We start from the raw sequence: 21,445 nt of genomic DNA on the forward strand, positions 1-21,445 counted from the left end.
ATCATGCGCACCATAGTGCAAAAGGGCTGCACCATTAACGTCACGCTGCACCAGTATAGTGCTTCTATGTAAACATTAAGCACCATATTGGTGCAATTTGCGTTAAGGTGCCCTGATTTCGCTTCGTGAAAGCGATCACAAACAAACTCTGCAATACTTGTTTGCGGAGGATCTTTGTGATCCTGTTTTGTAGTGCGATTAATCCGTGTACAATAACGCGCTATTTCTAATGCCTGAGGCAAAGTTGTGATCGAAAATTTGCGTAACATCGCCATCATTGCTCACGTTGACCATGGTAAAACTACCCTGGTTGACAAGCTGCTCCAACAATCTGGTACTTTCGGTGAGCGTGCCGAAACTCAAGAGCGTGTGATGGACTCCAACGATTTGGAGAAAGAGCGTGGGATTACCATCCTCGCTAAAAACACCGCTATCAAATGGAATGACTACCGTATCAACATCGTTGATACCCCGGGGCACGCCGACTTCGGTGGTGAAGTTGAGCGCGTAATGTCCATGGTAGACTCCGTGCTGCTGGTCGTTGATGCAATGGATGGTCCGATGCCGCAGACGCGCTTCGTGACCAAAAAAGCCTTTGCTCATGGCCTGAAGCCTATTGTTGTTATCAACAAAGTTGACCGTCCGGGCGCGCGTCCTGACTGGGTTGTCGATCAGGTATTTGACCTGTTCGTTAACCTCGACGCTACCGACGAGCAGCTGGACTTCCCTATCGTTTACGCGTCAGCGCTGAACGGTATCGCGGGTCTGGATCACGAAGATATGGCTGAAGATATGACGCCGCTGTATCAGACCATCGTTGATCGCGTACCGGCACCGAACGTTGACCTTGATGGTCCGTTGCAGATGCAGATCTCCCAGCTGGATTACAACAACTATGTTGGCGTAATCGGCATTGGTCGTATCAAGCGCGGTAAAGTGAAGCCGAACCAGCAGATCACTATCATTGATAGCGAAGGCAAAACCCGTAACGGTAAAGTCGGTAAAGTGCTGACCCACCTGGGTCTGGAACGTATCGAAAGCGACGTTGCAGAAGCAGGCGACATCATCGCGATCACCGGTCTGGGCGAGCTGAACATCTCCGACACCATCTGCGATCCGCAGAATGTCGAAGCGCTGCCAGCGCTGTCCGTAGATGAACCGACCGTAACCATGTTCTTCTGCGTTAACACCTCTCCGTTCTGCGGTAAAGAAGGTAAGTACGTTACCTCTCGTCAGATCCTTGACCGCCTGAACAAAGAGCTGGTGCACAACGTGGCACTGCGCGTTGAAGAAACCGAAGATGCTGATGCATTCCGCGTTTCTGGCCGTGGTGAACTGCACCTGTCGGTTCTGATTGAAAACATGCGTCGTGAAGGTTTCGAGATGGCGGTTTCCCGTCCGAAAGTTATCTTCCGCGAAATCGATGGCCGTAAGCAAGAGCCGTTCGAAAACGTAACGCTGGACGTCGAAGAGCAGCATCAGGGTTCTGTCATGCAGGCACTGGGCGAGCGTAAAGGCGACCTGAAAAACATGAATCCGGACGGCAAAGGCCGCGTACGTCTCGACTACGTGATCCCAAGCCGTGGTCTGATCGGCTTCCGTTCAGAGTTCATGACCATGACCTCTGGTACCGGTCTGCTGTACTCCACCTTCAGCCACTACGACGACGTTCGTGCGGGTGATGTGGGCCAGCGTCAGAACGGCGTACTGATCTCCAACGGTCAGGGTAAAGCGGTTGCGTTTGCGCTGTTCGGTTTGCAGGATCGCGGCAAGCTGTTCCTGGGTCACGGTGCGGAAGTGTATGAAGGCCAGATCATCGGTATTCACAGCCGTTCTAACGACCTGACGGTAAACTGCCTGACCGGTAAGAAACTGACCAACATGCGTGCTTCCGGTACTGACGAAGCTACCACGCTGGTTCCGGCGCAGAAAATGACCCTGGAGCAAGCTCTGGAGTTCATCGATGACGACGAACTGGTAGAAGTAACGCCGGTTTCCGTACGTATTCGTAAACGTCACCTGACGGAAAACGATCGTAAACGTGCGAACCGTGGTCCGAAAGAAGCGTAATTAGCGCGTCCTGAAGATACAAACCCCGGGCGGAGTGAAAACTCGCCGGGGTTTTTTATTATTGCAGGATGAGTAAAGTCGTCAAAAAATCGGCAATCGCAGAGGTATTATGGTGGCCGATCACGATATCCGAGCCAGGACAAAATTAAATTTTGTAACTCATACGATTTAATGTGAGATATTTCTTGTTCATTGTTACTTTCTCGTCTTGTTTCTCGTATATCCTTTTCATCCAATCTTATAGCATGTAATAGATTCAGCTTGGTTTAGCGGTTATTTATATAAATATTATTTTTGTCCTGTTGTGTTCTGAATGTCTGGAAGTTACTAAAACCACAATACTCGCCACTGTACTTTCACAAAATAACCAATTAACCTTTATGGGTAGATTCTGAAGAGCGAAGTTCTACAAGCCTGGAGATTTTATCTCTGCAACAAGATTTAACGGATATTGATAACATCCTATCTCCTGTCAACCCTACCAGATACTGCTGCCCTGGTAGGAACCTAAATTGCTCCAGGCGTACTGCCTTATTCTCACCCTCCCTTTGGATAAAATATCCCTGATGCAGCCACGCCCGGCTATCTTTATTCACCATAAATATTTTCTCAAGTAGTTATAAGTAGAACTACACTTCATTAACATCTTGTCATCTAACCTTAACTGGCATTAGTAGTCATATTAATTAGAAAGGCTGTCATAGCTCTTACCTTTTCCTTCATTAATTTCTTAGTGCATTCTCCTATTTTGTGATGAAGGGAGTTAAGTTATAAGTTTGTTACATTTATAATAATTTATTTGCATCTTTTATGCATAAATTGGCTAACAATTGGATCGAATCTTTCTTCTTTTTCAATATTATGTAAATAATCACATTTTATGTAAAAGCTATCTTTATCCCCTGCATATCCAGGGGTTATGTATATTCTGTATGGCAATGAGTAATCATCGTCAACATGCGTATTTGTAATAATCCAGATATAGGGGTTAGCAGGATCATTATTAATGATGGAGGGAACGGCTAATAAATCATAATTCTTCCCTGCATAGTTTATTTTTTTCCTAAAAAACATGGGCTTTATTAATGTGTTTTTTTCTAATAGAGTTTTTTTGGCGTAAAAACGATTTACAAGATGCATTTCATTCCATATTGCAATATTCTTTTCAGACCATTCCCCTGTTGTAAAAACCAAATAAATATAATAAAAAAGTCCAAAAATAATAGATATTATTATAATGGAGATTAAGCCTGTGTAAGATGATTTAAATTTACACCTCATGCTATTTCATCTCTTCCAGTGCCTGGGGGATAGCAGCGTTTTTTGAAATAAATATATGTTCAAAAGATTCCAGCATACCTACAGACTGGGCAGTCGTAGGCATGTAAACAGGAAACTGATTCTTAATCGAAAAAGCAATGCCTTGTCGAGCAACACCAGCGGAAAATAAGGAATCTATTACCATGGTAGAACAATTATGATTTAAAATATTATATTTGCTTTTTTCTGAATAGTTCTTGTTAATATAATCCATCATGGCTTTTTCTTGCGCATCTGTTGTATTTAATATATAAATTTCCGAAAAACGCCTTGGTGATTGCCCTGCAAGATAATTAATAGTATTCGAACTATACACAGTGTTGTTCCCATAGCTATAAACACCTTTACCGGTGAAAGCCATAGCAGCATGTCCCGCAGGATTCCCTATAGATTCACCGCCATGTGGTTCTGTCGGCCCATTGAAAATAATTGCAGTATTTAACCCTCGTGGATCGATTTTAGTAACTGGATTCAATGGGTAATTATATAAATTCCACCCTCCTTCCAGCCCAATCGGATCCTGCGTGATATACCGCCCCAGCCCCGGACTGTAATACCGGTGCCGGTTATAATGCAGCCCTGACTCCTCATCATACTGCTGTCCCGGCAGGCGTATCAGCTGCTCCGGGTGCGCCGGATTCTCCTCACTCAGCAGGTTTCCCCACTCGTCATCCTCCGCGCGCCACGCCACCGTGTTGTCCGGGTTAATCAGCGCCAGCGGCAGGCATCGCTGGTCACAGTGGTAAAGGTGGAGTTTGCTCTCCGGCTCAGGGTGTGGCTCCAGCGTCATGCGAGCATAAGTTGACTTTTCAGCTTTAAAATATTTTACCATGTGTGAATTATAAAGTATTGCCAACAAATGAACTGGGTCACTGCTTTTTTTTGATAAACACTGCCTCTTATATGGCTCATCACATTAACGATCCTGTCATCGAAAAATGCTATTTTTTTAGCTGCATCTAGCAAACAGCGCATCATCATGGCCGATTCATAAAGCGTATCAGCATTTCTCACCGGCCTGGATCATACAACTGTCTTGGTAGATGCCCTATACTTTGTCAAATTTTCTAATTGCTAACCATTTAATTATAGAATCAATATCTTCTCTGTTAAATACTTTTAAATTAATTATTATAACATCTCCATTCCTCCCTCTGATTTCAAGTCGTACAGGAGGAAGGAAACGATCAGTATATTTATATATTCCAACCCTATGTCTCACGCTTGTTATATCTGTGAAACGGATACAAGTTGTTCCAGAAAATAAGCTACTGTAATAAATACATTCATCATCTATTTTTAGATTAAACCTTGAAATCCAAAAAACAACAAAAAAAAGCATAACAACCAAACAAAACAGTAAAGTCAAAAAACTGGAAGTAAATCCATTTACTAGTAAAGAAATGAAGATGATAACAAATGGAACGCCGAAAATAACAATCCATACAGTATAAGTTGATCGCCCAGCTGATACATTCATATTATTGGCACTTACATGGGTCACAAGTTAGATCATTCGGTTTATCCAACACCGCCGATTCGACAACACCACTGACTGCACCTACTGCCGTTCCAGGAACTAATGATGTATCTACTGCTCTACCAACAAACATTTTTGCTGCGGTTTGGGTTTTCATCGATGAAATAGTTCCATTAGCGGCTTTAGTTGTCATTTGTTTAAAAATAGCATTGAAACTTCCCCTGCCAGCAGTAACTCCCACTATATTCATTCCGGGGATAAATCCTGTGGCAGCACCTATAACTGTATCACCAGCAAACGTTATCCAATCGAAATCACATAGTTTTCCTGATAGATATTTTAGCCCTTGCTTACTTAGGTTAGTCGTCACTCCGGCAGTTGCGCCAGCAGCAACAGGTCCTGTGTACAATAAGGCTTCTCCTCCTGCTGCCCCACCGATAGCAGAACCAACATAATCTTCCCACCCACTTAACTGCCATGAAAATAAATCACTTACACCTTGCCCCACTAAACCAACAAGAGCACCTCCACCAGAGAATACAGCATCATCCATCCCCACCCATAATCCTAATGGATCGATCCAGCTTACTGGATTAAGTGCGTATGAGTACAGATTCCATCCCCCCTCCAGCCCAATCGGATCCTGCGTGATATACCTTCCCTGTCCCGGATTATAGTACCGGTGCCGGTTGTAATACAGCCCCGACTCCTCATCATACTGCTGTCCCGGCAGCCTTATCAGCTGCTCCAGGTGTTCGGGGTTCTCCTCAACCAGCAGGTTTCCCCACTCGTCATATTCCGCACGCCACGCCACCGTATTGTCCGGGTTAATCAGCGCCAGCGGCAGACCACGGTGGTCGCAGTGGTAAAGGTGCAGCTTCCTCTCCGGCTCATGCCGTGGCTCCAGCTGCGCCGCCATCTGCTCCGGCGTCAGCCCGCACTGCGCAAGCCATGCCCGGCTCTCCCAGCTTCATTCCCGCCAGGTGACCGCTCCCGTAGGTCAGCCACTCCACCGGCGACAGACCGTCCGGTTTCAGGCGGTTCGCCAGCCCCTGCGCGCTGTATTCCTGCTGCGTCTCATGCTCCCACAGCAGCGCCCCCGTCTGCGGGTCACTCACCGTCTGCCGCTCGCGGGTGAGGCGCCCCCTGTCGTCATAACCGTACTGTACCGCCACCCGCAGCCCTTCGCTGAGGTGACTGAGTTCCGTCAGCCAGCCGCGTTCATCGTACTGCCACTGCTCTGCCGGTTCCCCGTTCACCGTGCGGTGCGTCAGGCGGCCCGAGTCATCGTAATGCCAGTGTGTAACCAGGTCCTCGTCCTCGCTGCGCACCATCTGCCCGGTCAGGTCATAGCTGTAGCGCTGCGTCCTGCCGTCAAAGCCCGTCTGCTGTGTGAGGCGGTCCAGTGCATCCCACGTAAAGTCGCTGTGGCTCCCGTTCTCGTTGGTCAGCGACGTCACCCGGCCCGCCGCGTCATATGCCATCCGCCGCGTCAGCCCGCCCTGCGTGGTACTGAGCACGTTTCCCCGGCCATCATACTGCGTTTCCGTGCGGCTGCCGTCCGGACCAGTCACCGCGATAAGGTCGCCTGCCCCGTTATAGTCATAGCGGGTTTCACGGCCCAGGCTGTCCCTGATGGCCGTTAACTGTCCCCGGCTGTTATGGCTGCGGTAAACACTCAGCCCTTCCTCACGGTGAACCGCCGTCGTCTGGCCGAAGCGGTTGTACTCATACCGCGTCTCGTATCCTGAACAGTCGGTGAACGTGAGCAACTGGCCGTAAGAACTCCAGGTCATCTGCTTCCGGCTGCCGGTGGCGTCCTGCATGGCAGAAGGCCGCTCACTCCGCAGGTCGGCATAAAAATACCGCGTTGTCCCGCCCGTGCGCGACGTCTCCGCCGTCAGCCTGCCCCTGTCATCATACTCCCGGCTGCTGCGTAACCCGTCCGGATAAATGACGGATGTCAGCTGTCCGCCCTGATAGTAAAACTGCGTCTTTCTGCCGTCCGGGCCGGTCACCGACGAAACGGTGCCGTTCGCCACATTCAGCCAGTACGTTGTCTTTCTCCCGGCGGCATCCGTCTGCGCCATCAGGCGTCCCGCCGGGTCAAATTCACTGTGCGTCACGCTGCCGTCGGCTGACACCTTCATCACCACCCGTTTCAGGCCACCTTCACCTTTCGTGTGCAGTATCTCCCGACGGTTCAGGCTGTCGGTGATGGTGACGCGGTTCTTCTCATACCGGTAATCGCGTTATCGGATGTCCGGCCTACCGGCACGTCCATCATGCTGAAACCTGCGGCGCGCATGTCGGCAATCAGCTTGTCGGTTTGCAGCGGATGAATGGTGGACATATCAATGACCAGCGCGTTACGGGACAGGGTTTCGCAAACGCCTTGTTCGCCAAACAAAACGGCACGCACCAAATCGCCGTTCGGCAGCATGGTGATGACGAACTCCGCGCCGTCAGCTGCCAGAGCCGGGTTAAGGGCTGGTTGCGCACCTTTCTCCACCAGACGTTGTACAGCCTCAGGATCCACATCAAAGACGCGGAGCTGGTGGCCCTGCGTAAGCAAATTGCTCGCCATAGGCGAACCCATCTGTCCTAATCCGATAAATGCAATTACTGCCATAACGCTCTCCTGAAACGGTGGTGTCATTTTTTGTCAATTAATACGGTCATTACCTGTCTGTTTTTGATCGTATTTGTAATTTATCGTCAAAAAATTGACGACCGTCACTTTTTAAACATTTCGTGAAATTAAAATGGCGGCAACGAAAAACAGGAGGGAAAGAGCATGACCCGAATCGCATGTATCGGTATTACCGTGTTAGACCGCATCTGGTATCTCACTGATTTACCAAAAGAAGGAGGGAAGTTTGTTGCTAATGACTATAAGGAAGTGGGCGGAGGGCCTGCGGCTACGGCTGCCGTGGCGGCGGCGAAATTGGGCGCAACGGTGGATTTTATTGGCCGGGTGGGGGATGACGATACCGGCAAACGGCTACTTGCGGAGCTGGAGTCCCTGGGAGTAAATACGCGCTATAGTCGGGTGTATAAGGGCGCGCGCTCATCCCAGTCGGCGGTGCTGGTCGATGCTGGCGGCGAGCGTATTATCGCGAATTATCCCAGCCCGGATCTGCCCGCGGACGCCAGCTGGCTTGCCGATATCGACTTTTCCCAGTGGGACGCGGTACTGGCGGACGTTCGCTGGCACGATGGAGCGAAGCTGGCATTTACGCTTGCCCGCCAACAGGGGATTCCAGCCGTGCTGGACGGAGACGTGACGCCTCAGGATATCGCTGAACTGGTCGCATTAAGCGATCACGCCGCGTTTTCCGCACCGGGCCTGACACGCCTGACGGGAACGGAGGATATCCACCTTTCCCTGAAAAAAGCACAAACGCTCACAAACGGACATGTTTATGTTACGCAAGGATCACAGGGGTGTTACTGGCTGGAAAATCAGCAATTGCAGCACCAGCCTGGTTTTAGCGTGGACGTAGTCGATACTACCGGCGCGGGGGACGTTTTTCATGGCGCTCTGGCGCTGGCGATTGCGCAAAACAACGCAACTGCGGACGCCGTACGCTTTGCCAGCGCGGTGGCGGCATTAAAATGTACCCGGCCTGGCGGGCGAGCAGGGATACCTGATTGTGATCAAACCCGCTCTTTTTTGTCACTTTATGTATAAAATGCGGGGCAGGTAGGATTTGAGAGGAACATCCATGAGTTTGACCGAACTGACCGGCAATCCGCGTCACGATCGTTTGTTAACGCTGATTGCAGAACGCGGTTATATGAATATCGATGAACTGGCGCAACTGTTAGATGTTTCTACTCAAACGGTGCGGCGGGATATACGTAAGCTGAGCGAGCAGGGGCTTATCACCCGCCATCACGGCGGCGCGGGACGCGCCTCAAGCGTGGTCAATACTGCGTTTGAACAGCGCGAAGTCTCTCTGATGGATGAAAAAAAGGCGATTGCGGAAGCGATCGCCGATTATATTCCCGATGGTTCCACTATCTTCATTACGATCGGCACTACGGTTGAGCATGTCGCGCGCGCGCTCCTTAACCATAACCACCTGCGCATTATCACCAACAGCCTGCGGGTGGCGCATATTTTGTATAAAAACCCTCAGTTTGAAGTGATGGTAGCGGGCGGCACGCTGCGACCGCACAACGGCGGGATTATCGGGCCGGGTGCCGCCGCATTTGTTCAGGGGTTTCGGGCTGATTATCTGGTCACAAGCGTCGGGGCCATCGAACATGACGGTACGTTGCTGGAGTTTGACGTGAACGAGGCCAGCATCGCAAAAGCGATGATGGCGCATTCGCGGCATATCTTACTGGCGGCCGATCATACTAAATATCATGCTTCCGCCGCCGTTGAGATCGGCAATATTAGCCAGGTAACCGCACTCTTCACGGACGACTACCCGCCCGCAACACTGAAAGCGCGCCTTCATGAAGGTCAGGCGGAAGTGATCCTGCCCGGTAAGACAACGGAAAAGGATGCGTCTGAGATGTGAAAGGCGGATAGCGCGCTGTAGTGTTGAATGTTGTTATCTCACCCCGTAGTCAAACCTCGCCTTTCCCGCTACAGTTATCCCTCCACGGCGCGAAAGGAGACAAAAATGCTCTATATCTTTGATTTGGGGAATGTGATTGTCGATATCGACTTCAACCGTGTGCTGGGGGCATGGAGCGATTTCAGCCGTGTTCCCCTTGCAACGTTGAAGCAGAACTTCACGATGGGCGAGGCGTTTCATCAGCATGAACGAGGGGAAATCACCGACGAAGTGTTTGCGCAGGCGCTATGTCAGGAGATGAATATGCCCCTGAGCTATGAGCAGTTCTCCCACGGCTGGCAGGCCGTCTTTGTTGCGCTGCGCCCGGAAGTCATCGCTATCATGCATAAGCTGAGGGGGCAGGGGCATCGCGTTGTGGTGCTGTCAAACACCAACCGTTTGCATACGACTTTCTGGCCGGAGGAATACCCGGAAATCCGCAGCGCCGCCGATCATATCTATCTGTCGCAGGATTTAGGCATGCGTAAACCGGAGGCGCGCATCTATCAGCAGGTTTTGCAGGCTGAAGGGTTTTCTGCGGAGGATGCGGTCTTTTTTGATGACAACGCCGATAATATAGAAGGTGCCAAATTGCTGGGCATCACCAGCATCCTGGTGACGGGGAAAGAAACCATCCCGGACTACTTCTCGAAGCAGTTATGACAAAGTCTTTACGGCAAAAAATCAGTTACTCGACGCGCCCGCTGGTGGCGTGGCTGAAACTTCTCTGGCAGCGTATCGATGAAGATAACATGACGACGCTGGCGGGTAACCTTGCCTATGTCTCGCTGCTCTCTCTGGTGCCTCTGGTCGCCGTGATCTTTGCGCTGTTTGCGGCGTTCCCGATGTTCTCGGATGTGAGCGTTCAGCTCCGCCACTTTGTTTTCGCCAATTTCATGCCCGCCACTGGCGATGTGATCCAGCGTTATATTGAACAGTTTGTGGCGAACTCCAGCAAAATGACGGCGGTGGGGGCGTGCGGCCTGATCGTGACCTCGCTCCTGCTGATGTACGCTATCGACAGCGCGTTAAATGCCATCTGGCGCAGCAAACGCATTCGACCCAAAGTCTACTCCTTTGCCGTCTACTGGATGATCCTGACCCTGGGGCCGGTGCTCGCGGGGGCCAGCCTGGTGATCAGCTCATACCTGCTCTCGTTGCGCTGGGCCAGCGAGTTAAATAGCGTGATTGATGACGTGCTGCGTATCTTCCCGCTGATCCTCTCGTGGCTCTCTTTTTGGTTGTTATACAGCGTGGTGCCGACGACGCAGGTGCCGAATCGGGATGCGGTGATCGGGGCATTTGTTGCCGCGTTGCTGTTCGAGGCGGGTAAGAAAGGGTTTGCGCTGTATATCACCACGTTTCCCTCCTATCAGCTCATTTATGGCGTGCTGTCTGTCATCCCTATTTTGTTCGTCTGGGTCTACTGGACGTGGTGCATCGTCTTGCTTGGCGCGGAAATAACTGTCACTCTCGGAGAGTACCGCAAACTCAAAGAAGAAAAAGAAGACCAGCCATGATTGCATTAATTCAGCGCGTAACCCGTGCCAGCGTCACCGTGGAGGGTGAGGTGACGGGTGAAATCGGCCAGGGACTTTTGGTCCTGTTAGGTGTCGAAAAAGAGGATGACGAACAGAAAGCGAATCGCCTGTGCGAGCGCGTGCTTGGCTACCGGATCTTTAGCGATGCCGACGGCAAGATGAACCTTAACGTTCAGCAGGCAGGCGGTAGTGTGCTGGTGGTGTCGCAGTTTACGCTGGCGGCAGATACCGAACGTGGCATGCGTCCCAGCTTCTCGAAAGGTGCCGCGCCGGATCGCGCTGAAGAACTGTATGAATATTTTGCCGACCGCTGCCGTCAGCAGCAGATAGAGACGCAGACCGGGCGATTTGCCGCCGATATGCAGGTTTCACTGGTTAATGATGGGCCCGTTACGTTCTGGCTTCAGGTATGAGCCAGCTTCCGGCGTGGCCGCGGGTAACAAAAGAGAGTGCCGCTATGTATCACCTTCGCGTACCGCAAACAGCAGAAGAGTTAGACGCCTACTATCAGTTTCGCTGGGAGATGCTGCGTAAGCCGCTGCATCAGCCGAAAGGGTCCGAACGCGATGCCTGGGATGCGCTGGCGCATCACCAAATGGTGGTGGATGAAGATGGCAAACTGGTAGCCGTCGGACGGCTTTATATTAATGCCGATAACGAAGCGTCTATCCGCTTTATGGCCGTCGATCCTGGCGTGCAGGAGAAAGGACTGGGTACGCTGATGGCGATGACCCTGGAGTCCGTTGCCCGGCAGGAAGGGGTGAAGCGCGTGACCTGTAGCGCACGTGAAGATGCAGTCGAGTTCTTCGCGAAGCTGGGATTTGTGAACCAGGGGGAAATTACCGCCCCGCAAACCACACCGCTGCGCCACTTTCTGATGATTAAACCTATCGCATCGCTGGACGACATCCTGCACCGTGGCGACTGGTGCGGACAACTCCAGCAGGCGTGGTATGAGCACATTCCGCTCAGTGAAAAGATGGGCGTGCGCATCCAGCAGTATACCGGGCAAAAATTTATTACCACCATGCCGGAGACCGGCAATCAAAATCCGCACCACACCCTGTTTGCCGGCAGCCTGTTTTCACTGGCGACACTGACCGGCTGGGGGCTGATCTGGCTGATGCTACGCGAGCGACATCTGGGCGGGACGATTATCCTGGCCGACGCGCATATTCGCTACAGTCACCCGATTAGCGGGCGTCCAACCGCCATTGCCGACCTCGGTTCGCTCAGTGGCGATCTCGACCGTCTGGCGCGCGGGCGTAAGGCGCGCGTGCAATTACAGGTCGAACTGTTCGGCAATGACACCTCCGGCGCGGTGTTCGAGGGGATCTATATCGTCCTTCCCGCGAAGCCATTTGGACCGCTGGAAGAAGGGGGGAATGAGGAGGAGTGATGGTTCCTCTTTATTCGATAAACGCCTGTGCCGGAAGGTTAAAACGTTCGGAGAGTGCTTTGATGTGCTTTACCGTCAGCGCCCTGCGACCATTGAGAATATTGCTGACGTTGGCTTTTGACCCAAGCTCCTTTGCTAAATCGGCTGCTTTTAAGCCGTACTGATTCATCAGCGTTCGCAGCATAGCGACGCCCGGAGGCGTGCTTTCCAGGCGGCGATTAAACTCTGCAAATTCAGGTGATTGGTCTTCATAATCGCTGATTTGTCTGGCGAGAAGTTCAAAAAGCGGGTTATCCAGATCGTCCCTGTCGACTAAGAACTCAATCAGCGCCAGTGCTCGGTAGTATTTTGTTAGCCTGTTGTTTTCAATATGAAAACAACAGAGAAATAGTCATCTATATATCAGCCCGCCAGGCAATATCCCGCATCACGTTCTTTGCCGCCAGGCTTACTCCACCCAGTTGAAAGAAACCGTGAATGACGCCGAGATAGCGCTGGCAGGTACTCTCCACGCCCTGTTCACTCAGCCGTTGGTACAGCGCTTCGCCTTCGTCGCAAAGCGGATCGTATTCAGCGGTAATGATATGCACGGGTGGCAGACCATTGAAGTCATCCCGCCACAGCGGGCTGGCCTCCGGATGCTGGCGTTCTGTATGAGGCAAATACATCTCGTAACCGGAAAGCAGCGTGTCCCGGGTAATGATGTAGTCGAGGCCGTTACGGGTATAGCTTTCGAAATGGGCGGTGGCATCAAGCATCGGATAGATGAGAATGAGCTGTGCAGGCTGCCACTGACCTGCCGCTTTCAGACGCAGCGCCGTGACCAGCGCCAGATGCCCGCCTGCGCTATCGCCAGCGAGTGTTATGCGTGTGCGATCGACGCCGAGCGTGTCGGCATGCTGCCAGATGATATCCGCGCCTTTTTCTGCATCGTCATGCGCCGCAGGGTAAGTATGCTCCGGCGCGCATCGGTACTGAACGGCAATCAACCGGCAGCTGCTGTAAAACGCAAGTTGCCGCAACTGATGATCGTGCGTGGCAAAGCCACCGCTGACGAAACAGCCGCCGTGGTAGTAAATGACCGTCGGCAGAGCGCCCTTAGCGTTAAGTGGCGAGACAACCCGGAAGCTCAACCCTTCAAGCTCCATATCTTTCACAGTGACGCGCGTTTCCTTCTCGCCCGCGAGAACGGTGCTGGCAATATAGCCCTCCCGACGCTGTTCAACGCTTTGATGTCGTTCTGACGGACGTCCGGCGGCGATAAAATCGTTAACCAGCGCCGCGATACCTTTTTCCAGTGCCATGAGTACGCTCTCTGCCTGTATGGATATCCAGTTTTATAACCTGGCTGCTGGCAAATGAAAACGCAAATTTTGGTGGGGATCTGATTCTGGAAAGCGCCTCGCAAAAGTGAAAAGTGTCGCAAAGGCACTCTTTAATCTTGCCGTGAGCAAGTGTATTTTGTCCGCTTATTAACCATTAATGATATACTGGAGGTATATATGAGTATGTTGGCAGGTATCGATATGGGCAGAATACTTCTTGATTTGTCTGATGACGTTATCAAACGGCTTGATGACTTAAAACATCAGCGTGATTTACCTCGTGCTGAGTTGCTGCGTGAAGCGGTTGAAGAATACCTGGAAAGGCAGAATCAGGCTAAAGCGGCAATCGCTAACGCTCTTGGGCTGTGGCAGGGTTGTGAAGAAGATGGTGTTGAATATGAGAGAGCGCTGCGTGAGGAGTGGAAGTAATGAAAGGAAAAGCGCTCTTTGATACCAATATTCTGGTTGATCTGTTTAATGGTCATCGTGAGGCGATGTCAGCGCTTGACGCTTATCCTCCGCAGCATGCCATTAGCCTGGTTACCTGGATGGAAGTGATGGTCGGGGCGAAAAAATACCATCAGGAACATCAAACGCGTATGGCGTTGAGCGCTTTTAATATTATTGGTATATCGCAGGATATTGCTGAGCGAAGCGTCAGCCTTCGGCAGGAGTACGGTATGAAATTACCCGACGCCATCATTCTCGCCACGGCCCAACATCACCGTTGTGAACTGATAACGCGAAATACAAAGGATTTCGCAGGTATACCTGGTGTTGTGACACCTTATCAATTGTGACAGAAAAGCGCCGGGCAGGCGTAAGCCTGACCGACGTCTCATCTACTCCCCTTCACCCGGAAACAAAAACGGGTTGATGGAGCTACGGGCAAAACCTTCCTGCTCCATGCGGGCATCCAGGATCAGCGAGGCCAGATCGTCCGCCACCGGCTCCACGTTCGGGTCTTTTTCCTGATACAGGATCTTCAGATAAGTGCCGCAGTCGCCGCAGCTTTCTGCTTTTACCGAAGCCTGCTCGTTATCCAGCGACCAGTAGTGCAAGTCGCGGGTCTGCTCGCAGTTGCTGCACTTAATGCGCACCACGTGCCACTCGGTTTCGCACAGGTTGCAGTGCAGGTAACGCAGCCCCTGGGTGGTGCCGATTTGTACGATGCTGGAGACCGGCATCGAACCGCAGACCGGGCAGAACTGGCGTTGCTCGCCGTATTCAGCGCGGGCTTTGCCGGGGATCAGGCTTGCCATTTGCGCCCAGTACAGCGAAAGCGCGGCCCAGATAAACGGGGCTTTATCGCTGCTGACGGAAGAGAAGTCAGCGGCGAATAGCGCGCTTGCCATCAGCTCCAGCTCCTGCTCAGAGGACTTTTCCAGGTTCTCAATCACCGCCAGCGCCGGACCGCTCATCTCCGGCTTCAGCTCGGCGATCAGCGAATGCAGCAGCTTATGCCAGTGCTTGTCGCGCGGCAGGACGTGAATATCCAGCGGCGGCTTGCCCTGCGCGGCGGCTTCTTTGATACGTGCCGTCAGATCCATCTCCAGCGGATGATCGTACAGCACCACTTCCTGAGCGTGGGCAATCAGCGCGGCAAAGCGCAGGTAGTCACCCAGCGGGTTATTCTCGGCCAGTTTGCGCAGACGTTCAGCGCGGCGGTTGTACACATTTTTGAGCCTGGGGAACAATAACGGCGGAATCATATCCGCCGTACGTTTTTCGCCCGAACCCAGCTCATCTTGCGGGATTATGCGAATACTCATTCAGATGACTTTTCCTCTTTCTGGCGGACTTCACGGTACCAGCGCGGGTGATGTTTTCTCGCCCACGTTTTGGTAACCCAGCCTTCCACCATCGCGGTAATGGTGCCTTTCACCCAGAGGGCGGCGTAAATATGCACCATGATAACCACAATTAACGCCACTGCGGCAAATGAATGCAGCATTAACGCGAATCGGATCACCGGGATTGAGAAAGCAGGCGCAAAGTACGGACGCCAGATGACCACGCCGCTCGCCAGCAACAGCACCAGCAGAATGATGGCCGCCCAGAATACGCATTTCTGACCGAAGTTATAGCGTCCGGTATCACCCACTTCCTCGTTGACGACGATCTTACGAATATTCTTCGCCCAAAAGATATCATCCCGATTGATTAGATTGTGATGCCAGTAACGGAAAAACATGATGATGAAAGAAGCAAACATCACCACGCCGACGAACGGATGCAGAATGCGCGCCAGCTGCGGCGTACCCAGAACGTGCATCAGCCAGTTAAAGGACGGGAAGAAAAATCCCAGTCCGCTCACCGCCGCCAGTACGAAGCAGAAGGCGGTGACCCAGTGGTTGATGCGTTCCGGTGCCGTGTAGCGCACGATGGTGTCACGTCTTTTCATTTGCGCACCTCGTCTTTCTCTTCGTGCAGATTGTCTTCATCTTCTTCTGCGCGGTTCGGACCGACACCAACGTAGTGGAAGATACTGGCTGCGAAGGTCGCGGCAAAGCCGACCGCCGCAAGCGGTTTCCAGATGCCTTTCCAGAACTTCACGGTCTGGCTGATTTCCGGGTTCTCCGGCAGGCCGTGATACAGATTCGGCTTGTCGGCATGATGCAGCACGTACATCACGTGAGTACCGCCAACGCCCGCCGGATCGTACAGGCCCGCGTTATCATAACCACGGGTTTTTAGCTCGTTAACGCGCTCACCTGCCAGCACCTTCATATCCTCTTTGGAGCCAAAGTGGATAGCGCCGGTCGGGCAGGTTTTCACGCAGGCCGGCTCCTGGCCGACAACAACGCGATCCACGCACAGGGTGCATTTGTAGACGCGGTTATCTTCCGGATTCAGGCGCGGCACGTCGAACGGGCAGCCCGCGATGCAGTAGCCGCAGCCGATGCACTGTTCGGACTGGAAGTCGACAATCCCGTTGGCATACTGAATGATAGCCCCTTCCGACGGGCACGCCTTCAGGCAGCCTGGATCGGCGCAGTGCATACAGCCATCCTTGCGGATCAGCCACTCCAGTTTGTCGTTCTGCTCGACTTCCGAGAAACGCATCACCGTCCAGGATTTGGCGGTCAAATCTGCCGGGTTGTCATAGACCCCGACGTTGTGACCCACGTCGTCACGAATATCGTTCCACTCTGAACACGCCACCTGACAGGCTTTACAGCCGATACAGGTGGTGACGTCGATAAGCTTCGCCACCTCTTGCTGGTGATCCCGCGCCTGAGGCGCGGGGGTGAAACCGTTAGTCGCGGAACGACGGATAATGTCTTGCGATTGATAAGCCATAAGTCGTCTCCGTTACACCTTTTCCACGTTCACCAGGAACGCCTTAAACTCCGGCGTCTGGGTGTTCGCATCGCCAACGACCGGCGTCAGCGTGTTAGCAATAAAGCCTTTCTTCGCCACGCCCTCATAACCCCAGTGAATCGGAATACCGATGGTATCGACATCCTGATTATTCACCTTCAGCGTGCGGATACGTTTGGTCACCACTGCCTTGGCCTTGATGTAGCCGCGGTTAGAGGAGACTTTTACCGTATCGCCCTGCGCGATGCCAAGCTTGTTCGCCAGCTTCTCGCCGATCTCCACAAACTGCTCCGGCTGCGCGATGGAGTTCAACAGCGCGTGCTTGGTCCAGTAGTGGAAGTGCTCCGTCAGACGATAAGTGGTGCCCACATACGGGAACTTATCGGCTTTCCCCATCGCATCCATATCGTCCTTAAAGACGCGGGCTGCCGGGTTGGAGATCACGTTCGGGTGCAGCGGGTTGGTGCCCAGCGGCGTTTCAAACGGCTCGTAGTGTTCCGGGAACGGCCCTTCCGCCATCTTATCGGTAGCGAACAGGCGGCCTACACCTTCCTGAAGCATGATAAACGGTCCGACATCGCTGCCCGGAGGCGCGGTGTTGTAGTCCGGAATATCCGCACCGGCCCATTTGCCATTACCGTAAGAGATAAGCTGACGCTTCGGATCCCACGGTTTACCCTGCGGGTCGGCGGAAGCACGGTTATACAGGATGCGGCGGTTCAGCGGCCATGCCCAGGCCCAGCCCAGCGTATTCCCCAGCCCTGACGGGTCGGCGTTATCGCGGCGGGCCATCTGGTTGCCGTCCGGCGTCCAGCTTCCGGCGAAGATCCAGCAGCCGCTGGAGGTGGTGCCGTCATCGCGCAGATGCGCAAACGAGGCCAGCTGATTGCCTTTTTTCGCCAGTAACAGCCCGGTCGTCGGATCGGTAATATCTTCCAGCGCCTTACCGTTGCTCTCCATCGCTACTTCTTCAGGCGACGGATTCTCCGGCGTCAGGTAGTTCCAGGTCATATTCAGCACCTGTTCCGGCAGCGCGCCACCTTCGGCGGCATACATCTTACGCAGGCGCAGGAAGATGCCCGCGAGGATTTCGCCGTCGTTCAGCGCTTCGCCCGGACCATCCTGACCTTTCCAGTGCCATTGCAGCCAGCGGCCGGAGTTCACGATAGAACCGTTCTCTTCGGCAAAGCAGGTGGATGGCAGACGGAACACTTCAGTCTGGATTTTCGACGGATCGACATCGTTCGACTCACCGTGGTTCTGCCAGAAGGTCGAGGTTTCGGTGTTGAGCGGATCGATGGTCACCAGGAACTTCAGCTTCGACAGCGAAGAGACCACTTTATTTTTGTTCGGGAACGACGCCACCGGGTTAAAGCCCTGGCAGAGATAGCCGTTCACCTGACCTTTGGCCATCATGTCGAAATACTGAAGTACGTCGTAGGCTTTGTCCCACTTCGGCAGCCATTCAAAACCCCAGTCGTTTTCAGCAGTCGCTTTATCGCCGTAAAACGCCTTCATCATCGAGACGAAGAATTTCGGGTAGTTGCTCCAGTAGTTAACCTGATTTTCCTGTAACGGCTTGGTCGTGTTACCGGCAAAGTAGGTTTCAAGCGTGTCCTGCTTGTCATTCGGCAGTGTCATATAGCCCGGCAGGCTTTGCGACAGCAGGCCGAGGTCGGTCAGACCCTGAATGTTGGAGTGACCGCGCAGGGCGTTTACGCCGCCGCCTGCCATCCCCATATTGCCGAGCAGCAGTTGGATCATCGCCATCGTACGGATGTTTTGTGCACCCACCGAGTGCTGCGTCCAGCCGAGCGCATACAGGAACGACGCCGTTTTATCGTGCGCGCTGGTCTCTGCGATGTACTCGCATACCTTCAGGAAGTCCGCCTGCGGCGTACCGCAGATATTTTCGACCACATCCGGCGTGTAGCGGGAAATATGTTTTTTCAGCAGGTTCCACACGCAGCGCGGGTGTTGCAGCGTGGTATCGCGTTTCGCAAAGCCGCGCTCGTCCAGCTCATAGTTCCAGCTTTCTTTGTCGTATTTGCGTTTTTCCGGGTCATAGCCGGTGAACAGGCCGTCATCAAAGCCAAAATCTTCACGCACGATCAGACTGGCGTTGGTATAAGCTTCAGTGTATTCGCGGTTGTATTTTTCGTTGTTTAGCAGGTACAGCATGACGCCTGACAGAAAAGCAATGTCAGTACCTGAACGAATCGGCGCATAGAAATCGGCTACCGAGGCAGTACGCGTAAAGCGTGGATCGATCACAATCAGCTTCGCGCCATTGTGGATCTTGGCTTCCATCGCCCAGCGGAACCCTACCGGATGCGCTTCAGCGGCGTTGCCGCCCATCACCACGACGAGGTTGGCGTTTTTGATGTCGACCCAGTGGTTGGTCATCGCACCGCGACCAAATGTTGGAGCAAGACTTGCTACCGTTGGTCCGTGTCAGACACGCGCCTGGTTGTCGACGGCTAACATGCCGAGTGCGCGGGTAAATTTCTGCGTTAAATAGCCGGTTTCGTTACTGGATGCGGAAGCGCACAGCATACCGGTGGAAAGCCAGCGGTTAACGGTTGTGCCTTCGGCATTCTGCGCGATGAAATTGGCATCGCGGTCTTCCTTCATCAGCTTAGCGATGCGATCAAACGCCTCTTCCCAGCTGATTCGCTGCCATTTATCCGACCCTGGCGCGCGATATTCCGGATACTTCAGGCGGCTGTCAGAGTGGATAAAGTCAATGAGTCCCGCGCCTTTCGGGCAAAGCGCGCCACGGTTTACCGGATGGTCCGGGTCTCCTTCAATGTGGAAAATGGACGATTTGGCGTTTTTAGCACCGTCGCCGAGGCTATACATTAATAGCCCGCAGCCAACGGAGCAGTATGTGCAAGTGTTACGGGTTTCGCGGGTGCGCAGCAGCTTATATTGCCGTGTTTCCGCCAGCGCTACGCTGGGGGCAAAACCCAGCGCCGCTGCCGTTGTGCCTGCCATACCGCCAGCGCAGATCTTAAAGAACTGCCTTCTGCTGACCTGCATGGTTTGCTCCTTATGTCGACATTACTCATCAATATTATGACTTTCTGACTGACCATCTGCGGTTGCTACCGCTTCTGTGGTATTGATTTTCGACGGCCCGCCAGACAATAACCCTGCTAAGAATATCATAATTCCTCAAGTTGTTTCGGATATGTATACATGAAGAACCGGTAATGTTGCTTTGTGCACACTTTTCGCGAAAAAATGGCTTTATCAAAATGCACAGAGTGATATGAATCAATTTATATAGCGGTCTGAAATTTTTATCTGTTGGTGTCATTGATGTAGAACAAACCCACTTTCAGCACGGTTTGCTCCCACGAGCTAACCGTGCTGAAATAACCCGGTTCTTGCTATCATTTTTCAGGAAAAACCATGTCTCAGCCCCTTCTGGCGGTCGGTGCGGCGTCACGCCTTGTCTGGTCTCGCGAAAATACGAACAGTGCCACAGCGGATTATCTGGCGGAAGAAGTCCCTGTCGCCCTGGTCTACAACGGTATCTCGCATGTCGTGATGATGGCGTCTCCGAAGGATTTGGAACTTTTTGCTATCGGCTTTTCCTTATCCGAAGGGATTATAGAAAACCCCAACGAGATCTTCGGGATGGACGTGGTTCAGGCGTGTAACGGTCTGGAGGTGCAGATTGAGCTGTCCAGCCGTCGTTTTATGGGACTAAAAGAACGTCGCCGCGCACTGGCCGGACGCACCGGCTGCGGGGTCTGCGGTGTTGAACAGCTTAATGACATCGGTAAGCCCGTCGCGCCGCTGCCGTTTACGCAAACTTTTTCCCTGGCCGATCTCGATCGCGGGCTGAGCCAGCTTCGGGATTTTCAGCCCATCGGTCAACTAACCGGCTGTACCCATGCCGCCGCCTGGATGCTCCCTTCCGGCAAACTGGTGGGCGGACATGAGGACGTAGGCCGTCACGTTGCGCTGGATAAGCTACTGGGACGCCGTGCGCAAGAGGGCGACCACTGGCAGTCGGGGGCGGTGCTGGTGTCCAGCCGTGCCAGCTATGAGATGGTACAAAAATCGGCCATGTGCGGCGTGGAGATTTTGTTTGCCGTGTCGGCGGCAACGACGCTGGCGGTTGAGGTGGCGGAACGCTGTAACCTGACGCTGGTGGGGTTTTGTAAGCCGGGCAGGGCGACGATTTATACGCATCCGCAGCGATTAACTGTTAAGTAAACCTCATTCGTTACTTTTTATGCCGGGGTTACAGATGCCCTGGCGGGTCCATTTCATTCGAGGGAATATGATTTCGGACTATTATTACCACGCTAACCATTTGCTTTTAAAGAAGTCTGCTTACATAATCTAAGGCCATTCGTAGCTATCCGAAATTATTTCATTGCAAATTATACGATACG

General features: G+C 52.7%; 16 protein-coding genes and 4 pseudogenes. 10 read left to right on the forward strand and 10 right to left on the reverse strand.

The features are described from left to right. The first annotated feature begins 246 nt into the window (after positions 1 to 246). On the forward strand, positions 247 to 2,070 hold the full coding sequence (typA, locus tag INT84_RS22385) for a ribosome-dependent GTPase TypA (protein WP_103676764.1): 1,824 nt from the start codon (positions 247 to 249) through the stop codon (positions 2,068 to 2,070). A gap of 795 nt (positions 2,071 to 2,865) precedes the next feature. On the opposite strand, the gene INT84_RS22390 is transcribed toward typA, so the two are convergent. The 4 genes and pseudogenes from INT84_RS22390 to INT84_RS22405 form a co-directional block, all read right to left on the reverse strand. Then, entirely contained in the window at positions 2,866 to 3,351 is a 486-nt protein-coding gene (locus INT84_RS22390; protein WP_194208529.1) for a hypothetical protein, read from the reverse strand. 364 nt (positions 3,352 to 3,715) lie between these two features. Next, positions 3,716 to 4,174 (reverse strand): annotated as a pseudogene (locus INT84_RS22395) (RHS repeat-associated core domain-containing protein); the annotation flags it as partial. A gap of 697 nt (positions 4,175 to 4,871) precedes the next feature. Beyond that, positions 4,872 to 7,116: pseudogene (locus INT84_RS22400) on the reverse strand (RHS repeat-associated core domain-containing protein); the annotation flags it as partial. Next, positions 7,110 to 7,502 (reverse strand): annotated as a pseudogene (locus INT84_RS22405) (NAD(P)-binding domain-containing protein); the annotation flags it as partial. The pseudogenes INT84_RS22400 and INT84_RS22405, both read right to left, overlap by 7 nt. 165 nt (positions 7,503 to 7,667) lie before the next feature. Here INT84_RS22405 and INT84_RS22410 point away from each other — a divergent pair. The 6 genes from INT84_RS22410 to fabY all read left to right on the forward strand — a co-directional run bounded on the left by INT84_RS22410 (position 7,668) and on the right by fabY (position 12,384). Continuing rightward, complete coding sequence (locus tag INT84_RS22410; protein ID WP_194208530.1) at positions 7,668 to 8,564, forward strand: sugar kinase; 897 nt, start codon at positions 7,668 to 7,670, stop codon at positions 8,562 to 8,564. 34 nt (positions 8,565 to 8,598) lie between these two features. Beyond that, the gene (locus INT84_RS22415; protein WP_194208531.1) at positions 8,599 to 9,405 is read left to right on the forward strand and encodes a DeoR/GlpR family DNA-binding transcription regulator; all 807 of its coding nucleotides are present in this window, start codon (positions 8,599 to 8,601) and stop codon (positions 9,403 to 9,405) included. A gap of 105 nt (positions 9,406 to 9,510) precedes the next feature. Beyond that, positions 9,511 to 10,107 carry a glucose-1-phosphatase gene (yihX, locus tag INT84_RS22420; RefSeq protein WP_194208532.1) on the forward strand — a complete coding sequence of 199 codons (597 nt, stop codon included), beginning with the start codon at positions 9,511 to 9,513 and terminating at the stop codon, positions 10,105 to 10,107. Beyond that, entirely contained in the window at positions 10,104 to 10,964 is an 861-nt protein-coding gene (locus INT84_RS22425; protein ID WP_176919594.1) for a virulence factor BrkB family protein, read from the forward strand. Before yihX ends, INT84_RS22425 begins: the two co-directional genes overlap by 4 nt. Next, a complete protein-coding gene (gene dtd / locus INT84_RS22430; protein WP_176919595.1) occupies positions 10,961 to 11,398 on the forward strand; it encodes a D-aminoacyl-tRNA deacylase in 438 nt (145 codons plus the stop codon). The genes INT84_RS22425 and dtd overlap by 4 nt, the downstream gene beginning before the upstream one ends. Before the next feature lie 44 nt (positions 11,399 to 11,442). After that, a complete protein-coding gene (fabY, locus tag INT84_RS22435; protein WP_194208601.1) occupies positions 11,443 to 12,384 on the forward strand; it encodes a fatty acid biosynthesis protein FabY in 942 nt (313 codons plus the stop codon). Positions 12,385 to 12,394: 10 nt separating this feature from the next. Here the strand turns inward: fabY and INT84_RS22440 are convergent. Both INT84_RS22440 and INT84_RS22445 read right to left on the reverse strand, forming a co-directional pair. Further along, positions 12,395 to 12,730, reverse strand: a pseudogene (locus INT84_RS22440) (type II toxin-antitoxin system HigA family antitoxin); the annotation flags it as partial. 49 nt (positions 12,731 to 12,779) lie between these two features. After that, on the reverse strand, positions 12,780 to 13,688 hold the full coding sequence (locus INT84_RS22445; RefSeq protein WP_194208533.1) for an alpha/beta hydrolase: 909 nt from the start codon (positions 13,686 to 13,688) through the stop codon (positions 12,780 to 12,782). A gap of 204 nt (positions 13,689 to 13,892) precedes the next feature. Here INT84_RS22445 and INT84_RS22450 point away from each other — a divergent pair, with 204 nt between their 5' ends. Beyond that, positions 13,893 to 14,138, forward strand: coding sequence for a CopG family transcriptional regulator (locus tag INT84_RS22450; protein ID WP_194208603.1), 246 nt, complete (start codon positions 13,893 to 13,895; stop codon positions 14,136 to 14,138). After that, positions 14,138 to 14,509, forward strand: a complete 372-nt coding sequence (locus INT84_RS22455; protein WP_194208534.1) for a type II toxin-antitoxin system VapC family toxin — start codon at positions 14,138 to 14,140, stop codon at positions 14,507 to 14,509. The genes INT84_RS22450 and INT84_RS22455 overlap by 1 nt, the downstream gene beginning before the upstream one ends. A 42-nt stretch (positions 14,510 to 14,551) precedes the next feature. Here the strand turns inward: INT84_RS22455 and fdhE are convergent, their stop codons facing one another. From fdhE to fdnG, 4 genes are read right to left on the reverse strand one after another with little or no spacing between them, the layout of a single operon-like run. Further along, complete coding sequence (gene fdhE / locus INT84_RS22460; RefSeq protein WP_194208535.1) at positions 14,552 to 15,481, reverse strand: formate dehydrogenase accessory protein FdhE; 930 nt, start codon at positions 15,479 to 15,481, stop codon at positions 14,552 to 14,554. Next, a complete protein-coding gene (fdoI, locus tag INT84_RS22465; protein ID WP_176919602.1) occupies positions 15,478 to 16,113 on the reverse strand; it encodes a formate dehydrogenase cytochrome b556 subunit in 636 nt (211 codons plus the stop codon). Before fdoI ends, fdhE begins: the two co-directional genes overlap by 4 nt. Next, positions 16,110 to 17,012 carry a formate dehydrogenase subunit beta gene (fdxH, locus tag INT84_RS22470; protein WP_176919603.1) on the reverse strand — a complete coding sequence of 301 codons (903 nt, stop codon included), beginning with the start codon at positions 17,010 to 17,012 and terminating at the stop codon, positions 16,110 to 16,112. Before fdxH ends, fdoI begins: the two co-directional genes overlap by 4 nt. A gap of 12 nt (positions 17,013 to 17,024) precedes the next feature. Next, a complete protein-coding gene (gene fdnG, locus INT84_RS22475; protein WP_194208536.1) occupies positions 17,025 to 20,075 on the reverse strand; it encodes a formate dehydrogenase-N subunit alpha in 3,051 nt (1,016 codons plus the stop codon). A gap of 375 nt (positions 20,076 to 20,450) precedes the next feature. Between fdnG and fdhD the strand changes: the two genes are divergently transcribed. Next, positions 20,451 to 21,263, forward strand: coding sequence for a formate dehydrogenase accessory sulfurtransferase FdhD (gene fdhD / locus INT84_RS22480; protein WP_194208537.1), 813 nt, complete (start codon positions 20,451 to 20,453; stop codon positions 21,261 to 21,263). Positions 21,264 to 21,445 lie beyond the last annotated feature (182 nt).

Origin of the sequence: Superficieibacter sp. 1612_C1 (assembly GCF_015234305.1) — a bacterium.
Classification (GTDB): Bacteria; Pseudomonadota; Gammaproteobacteria; order Enterobacterales; family Enterobacteriaceae; genus Superficieibacter.

Coding starts and splice junctions, on each gene's coding strand:
- INT84_RS22450 (WP_194208603.1), top strand. CDS start 13,893: ATGTTGGCAGGTATCGATATGGGCAGAATACTTCTTGATTTGTCTGAT.
- fdhE (WP_194208535.1), bottom strand. CDS start 15,481: ATGAGTATTCGCATAATCCCGCAAGATGAGCTGGGTTCGGGCGAAAAA.
- yihX (WP_194208532.1), top strand. CDS start 9,511: ATGCTCTATATCTTTGATTTGGGGAATGTGATTGTCGATATCGACTTC.
- INT84_RS22445 (WP_194208533.1), bottom strand. CDS start 13,688: ATGGCACTGGAAAAAGGTATCGCGGCGCTGGTTAACGATTTTATCGCC.
- INT84_RS22455 (WP_194208534.1), top strand. CDS start 14,138: ATGAAAGGAAAAGCGCTCTTTGATACCAATATTCTGGTTGATCTGTTT.
- INT84_RS22410 (WP_194208530.1), top strand. CDS start 7,668: ATGACCCGAATCGCATGTATCGGTATTACCGTGTTAGACCGCATCTGG.
- INT84_RS22425 (WP_176919594.1), top strand. CDS start 10,104: ATGACAAAGTCTTTACGGCAAAAAATCAGTTACTCGACGCGCCCGCTG.
- dtd (WP_176919595.1), top strand. CDS start 10,961: ATGATTGCATTAATTCAGCGCGTAACCCGTGCCAGCGTCACCGTGGAG.
- fdhD (WP_194208537.1), top strand. CDS start 20,451: ATGTCTCAGCCCCTTCTGGCGGTCGGTGCGGCGTCACGCCTTGTCTGG.
- INT84_RS22415 (WP_194208531.1), top strand. CDS start 8,599: ATGAGTTTGACCGAACTGACCGGCAATCCGCGTCACGATCGTTTGTTA.
- fabY (WP_194208601.1), top strand. CDS start 11,443: ATGTATCACCTTCGCGTACCGCAAACAGCAGAAGAGTTAGACGCCTAC.
- INT84_RS22390 (WP_194208529.1), bottom strand. CDS start 3,351: ATGAGGTGTAAATTTAAATCATCTTACACAGGCTTAATCTCCATTATA.
- fdoI (WP_176919602.1), bottom strand. CDS start 16,113: ATGAAAAGACGTGACACCATCGTGCGCTACACGGCACCGGAACGCATC.
- fdxH (WP_176919603.1), bottom strand. CDS start 17,012: ATGGCTTATCAATCGCAAGACATTATCCGTCGTTCCGCGACTAACGGT.